1 protein-coding gene is annotated in these 7,014 nt (G+C 68.6%); it reads right to left on the bottom strand.

Annotated features, from left to right (window positions below; translation table 11 throughout):
• Positions 1–6,998, bottom strand: a 6,998-nt coding sequence (locus tag AB8Z75_RS28750) for an amino acid adenylation domain-containing protein (RefSeq protein ID WP_369207026.1), incomplete at its 3' end; no start/stop codon positions are given.
• Positions 6,999–7,014 lie beyond the last annotated feature (16 nt).

Here is a 7,014-nt window from a genome sequence, read left to right as displayed (position 1 = left end):
GCACCCCACCCCAACACCCCACGAAACTCATCCGCCGTAAGGATGCCGACGGCACCGACGCGGGTATACGGGTCCGCCGCGAGCTGCCCGAGCACATGGGCGAACCGGGCGGCGATGGTCTCCACCGCCGACTCCTCGAAGAGGTGCTCCTGGTATTGGAGCGAGAGCGAGGGATGCGGGTTCGCCTCGGCCATGACGCTCAGCGGGTAGTGGGTGCCGGAGAAGGGGCGCAGGCCTGTCAGCCGGATGTCTGCCGCGGTCTTGGCCTCGTCGAGCCCGCCGTGGTCGATGGGGTAGGACTCGAAGACGACGAGTGTGTCGAAGAGGCTGCTCAGCCCGGTGCTCTGCTGGATCTCGGCAAGGCCGGGATAGTGGTGGTCCAACAGGGCTGCCTGGTGCTCCTGAGTGCGCCGCAAAACGTCGGCGAAAGTCTCGCCCGGATCCGTGCGCACCCGGACGGGAAGGGTGTTGATGAACAGGCCGACCATGGAGTCAACGTCGGTAAGCTCCGGAGGCCGTCCGGAGACGGTCGCACCGAACACCACGTCCTGGCGTCCGGTCAGCTGTCCGAGTAGCACCGCCCACGCGCCCTGCACCAACGTGTTCACCGTGACACCCAGCTCCGCGGCGCGCCGGGTCAGCACGCGGGCGTCCTCGACGGGCAGCGGCACATCGACCTGGCCGATCCCCGTGGCGTCGTGCTCACCGACCGCACCGGCAGGCGCGAGCAGCGTGGGCTCGTCAATGCCCTCCAGCTCGGCGGCCCAGGCCCTGGCAGTCGCCTCGCGGTCCTGGCGGGAGAGCCAAGCGAGGAAGTCGCGGTAACCACGCACCCGGGGCAACTCCGAGGCATCCCCGCCCGCCGCATACAAACGCAGCAGATCCCGGAACAGCGTCGGCAAAGACCACCCGTCGAACAATGCGTGATGCGCCGTCAACACCAGCTCGAAACGCTCGGCCTCCAACGCCACCAAAGTGAACCGCAGCATCGGCGGCCGCTCCGGATCGAAATGACGCCCATGATCCTCAGCCAGGAACCGCTCGAACCTCCGCTCACGCTCCCGCTCCGGAACAGCACTCAGATCAAGGTGATCGAACGGGACCTCGACACCCTCGACGACCAACTGCACCGGGTTGCCCCCCGCATCGTCGACGAACGCGGTACGCAGATTGGCGTACCGGTCGAGCAACGCCTGTCCCGCGACCCGCATCCGCCCCGCATCCACCCGCCCGGACAAGTGGAAGACAAGCTGCATCTGATACGCGTCGAAACCACCCTGCTCCTCACCCCCCGCCCCGACAGCCCGGGAACCAACCAACCTGCTGTGGAAAAGCAAACCAGCCTGAAGCGTGGACTGCGGCCAAATATCCACCAACCCGGGAAACCGACGCTCCCACGCCTCGATCTCCCCCTGAGACACCTCCACCAACGACACATCCGAAGGCGTCAGACCACCCGCCTCCCCCGAAGCAACATGCCGAACCAGCCCCGTCAACGCCCCAACCCACAACTCACCCAGCTCCGCCACCTCCTCACCGGACAGAATCCCGGTAGGGAAGGAGAAGGTGGTGCCCAGTTGGGGGCCTTCGGCACCGTCGAGGACGGCGGCACTGATGTCGAGTGTGGACAGGACGGGCAGGTCCACAGACGGGGAGGGGGCGATTTCGCTGGTCTCGGGTGCTTGGTGGAAGCCGAGTCCGCGTAGGCGTTCGGGCAGGTCAGAGCCGGTGAAACGGCCGAGGTAGTTGAAACCGATCTGCCCCGTCGAGCGGCCGGCCAACGCCTCGGCCGTCTCCGCGTTCACATACCGCAACAGACCGAACCCGATCCCCTTGTCCGGTATCGCCCGCAGCCGCTCCTTCACCGCCTTCACCACATCACCAGCAGCCGGACCACCCCCGAAAGCCTCCCCCACATCCACACCCGCCGCATCCAACCGCACCGGATACACACTCGTGAACCAACCCACCGTCCGCGACAAATCAGCACCCGGAACAACCCCCTCCTCCCGACCATGCCCCTCCAACCGCAACAACAACGACGACTCCCCCACACCCCGCCGCTCACGCCACCGCACCACCGCCAACAACAACCCCGCCAACAACACATCATCCACACCACCACGAAACACCGCAGGAACAACCGACAACAACGACTCCGTCACCCCCACAGGCACCCGCACCCGCACCGTCYCCACCGTCGACATCACATCGCGACCACGATCCAACGCACGCGAACCAACAAGCGGATCCGGCCCCTCCAACACCCCACGCCACAACGGCAACTCAGCCACACGCGCCGGCCGAACCGCCTCCTCCGCCAACGCATACGCCCACCGCCGCACCGACGTACCCACCGGAGCCAACTCAGGAACCGCCCCCACCCGCACCCGCTCCCACGCCGCAGCCAAATCCGAACCAAGAATCCGCCACGACACCCCATCCACCACCAAATGATGAGCCACCACCAACAACCGCCCACCAACCCCAACATCACCCGGCTCAAACCACACCAACCGCAACATCACACCCCCCACCGGATCCAACTCCCCAAGAGCCACATCCAACTCCGCAGACATCACACGCGCCCACACACCCGCACCACCACCACCCACACACTCCACCCGCCGAACCAACCCACCCACATCCACACCCCCAGGCGCCACCACCTCCAACACACCACCACCCACACCCCAAACCAACCGAGACCGCAACACATCATGACGATCCACCACAGCCGACACCGTCGCCACAAGACCCTCACGATCAATACCCACAGGCAACTCGAACGCCATCCACTGCGCGAAACGGTCGAAGCCGGTGCCCGCTTCCCGGGAGAAGCCGACGATCGGCAGCAGTGGGGCGCGGCCCACGCCCCCGCCGTCGAGCTCGGCGAGGACAGGACGGTCGGATTCCTGCTCGCCCTGTGCCACTTCGGCCAGCTCAGCGACCGTGCGGGCCTCGAAGATCTGCCGCGGGGTGACGGCCACGCCCAGGGCGCGGGCGCGGGAGACGACCTGGATGGAGCGGATGCTGTCACCGCCGACAGCGAAGAAGTCGTCATCGACACCGATGCGCTCCATGTCCAGGACCTCGGCGAAGACGGCCGCCAGTGTCTCCTCGACCAGGGTGCGCGGCGCCCGGTAGGTGCCGGGGGAGTACTCGGGCGCGGGAAGCGCCCGCTCGTCCAGCTTGCCGTTCGGCGCGAGTGGCAACCGGTCCAGCACCATGATCGCCGCAGGCACCATGTACTCGGGCAGGCGTCCCGCAACGAACTTGCGCAGTTGCGCCGGGGACAGCCCTGTCTGGACGTTCATGTCGCCCTTGGCTCTGTCGCCGCCCTCGGCGGGAGCGGGCACGACGTAGGCGACGAGTTGCTTGCCGCCGCTTGGAGCCACGCGGGCGAGGACGGTCGCCTGGGCGACGCCCGGGTGGGCGGCGAGCACCGCTTCGGTCTCCGCGGGTTCGATGCGGAAGCCGCGGATCTTGACCTGCGTGTCGGCGCGGCCGGCGTACTCCAGCTCGCCGGCGCTGTTCCAGCGGGCCAGGTCGCCCGTGCGGTACATCCGCGTGCCGGCAGGTCCCTGCGGGTCGGCGACGAACCGCTCGGCGGTGAGCCCCGGACGGTGCTGGTAACCGCGGCCGATGCCCTCCCCCGCGACGTACAGCTCACCGGCGACACCCGGCGGGACGGGCGCCAGCCCCGGACCCAGGACGTACGTGCGCACAGTACCCAGCGGCTTGCCGACGGGCAGCGTGCCGGAGGTCGGCCGCTCGTGGTCGGGTGCGAGGGAGTGCGCCGTGGCATAGAAGGACTCGCTCTGGCCGTAGCCGTTGACCACGCGCACGCCAGGAAGCGCGGTGCGGGCTCGCTCGACGAGAGCGGCGGGGAGGGCTTCACCGGCGAAGACGACGGTTTTGACCCGGGACTTCTCGGCGCTCTGGTCGAGGAGTTCGGCGAACGCCGACGGCACCGTGCTGATGACGTCCACGTCCCAGCGCTCCCGCTCGGCCAGTGTCAGCACGTTGGGGACGACGTCGACGCTGCCGCCCGTCGTCAGGGTGGTGAACAGCTCGAACACCGACACGTCGAAGTTCACCGACGTCGCAGCCAGCATCCGCCACGGTGCGGCCACACCCACCGCTTCCACCAGACCCGGAAGGCAGTTCACGACATTGCCGTGGGTGATGCCCACGCCCTTGGGCAGACCGGTGGATCCGGACGTGTACATCAGATACGCCAGGTCCCCGGACGCCAGTGGCCGCGCACGCTCATCGGCGCGCAGGTCTTCCGCCGGGCCCTCAGACAGCACGCCGGCGTCCACGTACAGCCGCTCGGCTCCGGACTCCGGCAGCACTGCCGCGGCCGCCTCGTCCGTCAAGATCAGCTCGGGCGCGGCGTCCCGCAGAATCCGTTCCAGGCGCGCGCTCGGATAGGCCGGGTCCACCGGCACGTATGCGGCGCCCGCCTTCAGCGCACCCAGCAGCACCGTGGGCAGGTCCACCGAACGCGACACCGCCAGCGCGACCACGGTGCCAGGGCCCACACCCCGGCCCGTCAGGTGACGGGCGAGCCGATTCGCCCGGGCGTTCAGCTCCCCGTAGGAGAACGACGCCCCGGCGCAGGTCACCGCCGTCCGCTCGGGCCCCCGCGCCACCTCACGCTCGAACAGCTCGGGGAGCGTCTGCTGCCCGGCGGCGACCGCGAGCTCGTTGCGGGCGGCCAGCCACGCGTGCTCGCCCGCGTCCAGCACGTCCAGGACATGCACGGGCACCAGGGGATCCGCCACCAGCGTCCGCAGCACCTGCACGAATCGGCGCACGAGGGCCTCGACAGTGGTGCGGTCGAACAGATCGGTGGCGTACTCGACGACGCCCTGCACCTCGCGCCCGCCGGGTCCCGGCAGGTCGGCCAGGTTGAAGAACAGGTCGAACTTCGCCGTGTGGGTGCTGTGCGGAGCGAACTCCACGTCCAGTCCCGGCAAGAGCACGTCGGCCCGGCTGAAGTTCTGCCAGGCGAACATCACCTGGAACAGCGGGTGGTATGACGTGGAGCGGTCGGGGTTGAGCAGCTCGACGAGCCGCTCGAAGGGCGCGTCCTGGTTGTCGTAGGCAGCCAGTGCGCGGTCGCGGACGCGGTGCAGCACCTGGTCGAACGTGGGGTTGCCGGACAGGTCGACACGCAGCACCCAGGTGTTGACGAAGAAGCCGATGAGGTCGGCTAGTCCCTCGTCGGTGCGGCCCGCGATCGGCGAACCGAGGGTGATGTCCTCCCCGCTGCCCATCCGGCTCAGCAGCACGGCGAGTGCCGACTGCAGCACCATCGGCACCGTGACGCCGCGCTCGCGCGCCAGATCCTCGACAGAGGCGAGCAGCCGACCGTCGAGCCTGAGATCCAGCGCGTCACCTCGGCGGCTGGCGACGGGCCGGCGCGGCCGGTCGGCGGGCAGTGGCAGGGGCTGCGGCACGTCGGCCAGCTCGTCCCGCCAGTAGGCGAACTGCCGCGCGAGCAGACTTTCCGGATCCTCCTCGTCACCGAGCAGCTCCTGCTGCCACAACGTGTAATCCACGTACTGCACGGGGAGGTCGGACCAGCTCGGGGCGCGGCCCGCCAGACGCGCGGTGTAGGCCGCGGAGAGATCCTTGGCCAGCGGAGCCGTGGATTCCCCGTCCCCCGCGAAGTGGTGCAGGACCAGCACCAGTACGTACGCGTCCGTACTGCCGCGGCGCAGGATCTCGGCTCGGACAGGGAGTTCCACCGACAGGTCGAAAGGATGCGCGAGGGCCGCCGCTACCGCTTCGGCCTCCTCGTCGGGGGTCACGACAGTGAGGGGGATGTCCACGTCCACGTCGGAGGCGGGCAGCACCCGCTGGAAGGCGGTGCCCTCGGCGTCCTCGTCGATGAGGGTGCGCAGGGTTTCGTGCCGCTGCACGACGTCGCGGACGGCGGCACGCAGTGCCGCCACGTCCAGATCGCCGGTCAGCCGCAGGGCGAGAGGGATGTTGTAGGTCGCCGAAGGCCCCTCGAAACGGTGGATGAACCACAGCCGGCGCTGCGCGTATGACAGCGGAACCCGCGGCGGACGTTCGGGGACCCGCTGGAGCGTCTGCCGGGTCCTGGGGCCGGTGGACAGATGTGGAGCGAGTTTCGCGACAGTGGGAGACTCGAACACCAGGCGGATGGGGACCTCGGCGCCGAACATGGTGCGCAGGAGGCCGATCAGGCGGGTGGCGCGCAGGGAGTGTCCGCCCAGGTCGAAGAAGTTGTCGTCGATTCCGACCCGTTCCAGGCCGAGAACCTCGGCGAAGATCTCGGCGAGGGCCTGCTCGGTCTTGTTGCGCGGGGCCCGGTAGTCAGTCCCCGTGAACTCGGGTTCGGGGAGTGCCTTGCGGTCGACCTTCCCGGCGGAGTTGAGCGGCAGTTCGTCCAGCACGACGAACGCGGCCGGGACCATGTACTCCGGCAGTCGCCCGGAGACGAAGGAGCGCAGCTCCGCCATGGAGCCGAGGCCGGCCGCGGAAGCGTCCGCCGCGGTGATGGCGTCCGCCTCGGCGGCGGTCGGCACGGTGGCACTCGGGGCGGGGGTCACATAGGCGATGAGCTGCTTTCCGGTCTCCATGGTCCCCGTGCCCCGGCTGTCGCGGGCAATGACACAGGCCTGCGCGACACCGGGATGGGCCAACAACGCCGCCTCAATCTCACCCGGCTCGATACGGAAACCCCGCACCTTCACCTGGAAATCAACACGACCAATATAATCCAACGCCCCATCCGCACGCCAAGCAACCACATCACCACTGCGATACATCCGCGACCCCGCCGGACCAAAAGGATCCGCCACAAAACGCTCAGCCGTCAGCCCACAACGCCCCACATACCCCCGCGCCAACTGCACACCCGCCAAATACAACTCACCCGGAACACCCGGAGCCACCGGACGCAACGCAGAATCCAGCACATACAACCGCGTGTTCCACACCGGAAACCCAATCGGCACACCCGAAACACCCGAC

The organism is Streptomyces sp. PU-14G (assembly GCF_041028275.1).
In the GTDB taxonomy this organism is placed as follows: Bacteria; Actinomycetota; Actinomycetes; order Streptomycetales; family Streptomycetaceae; genus Streptomyces.
The sequence above is the reverse complement of the archived record's forward strand: the minus strand, read 5'-3'. Positions and strand labels throughout refer to the sequence as shown.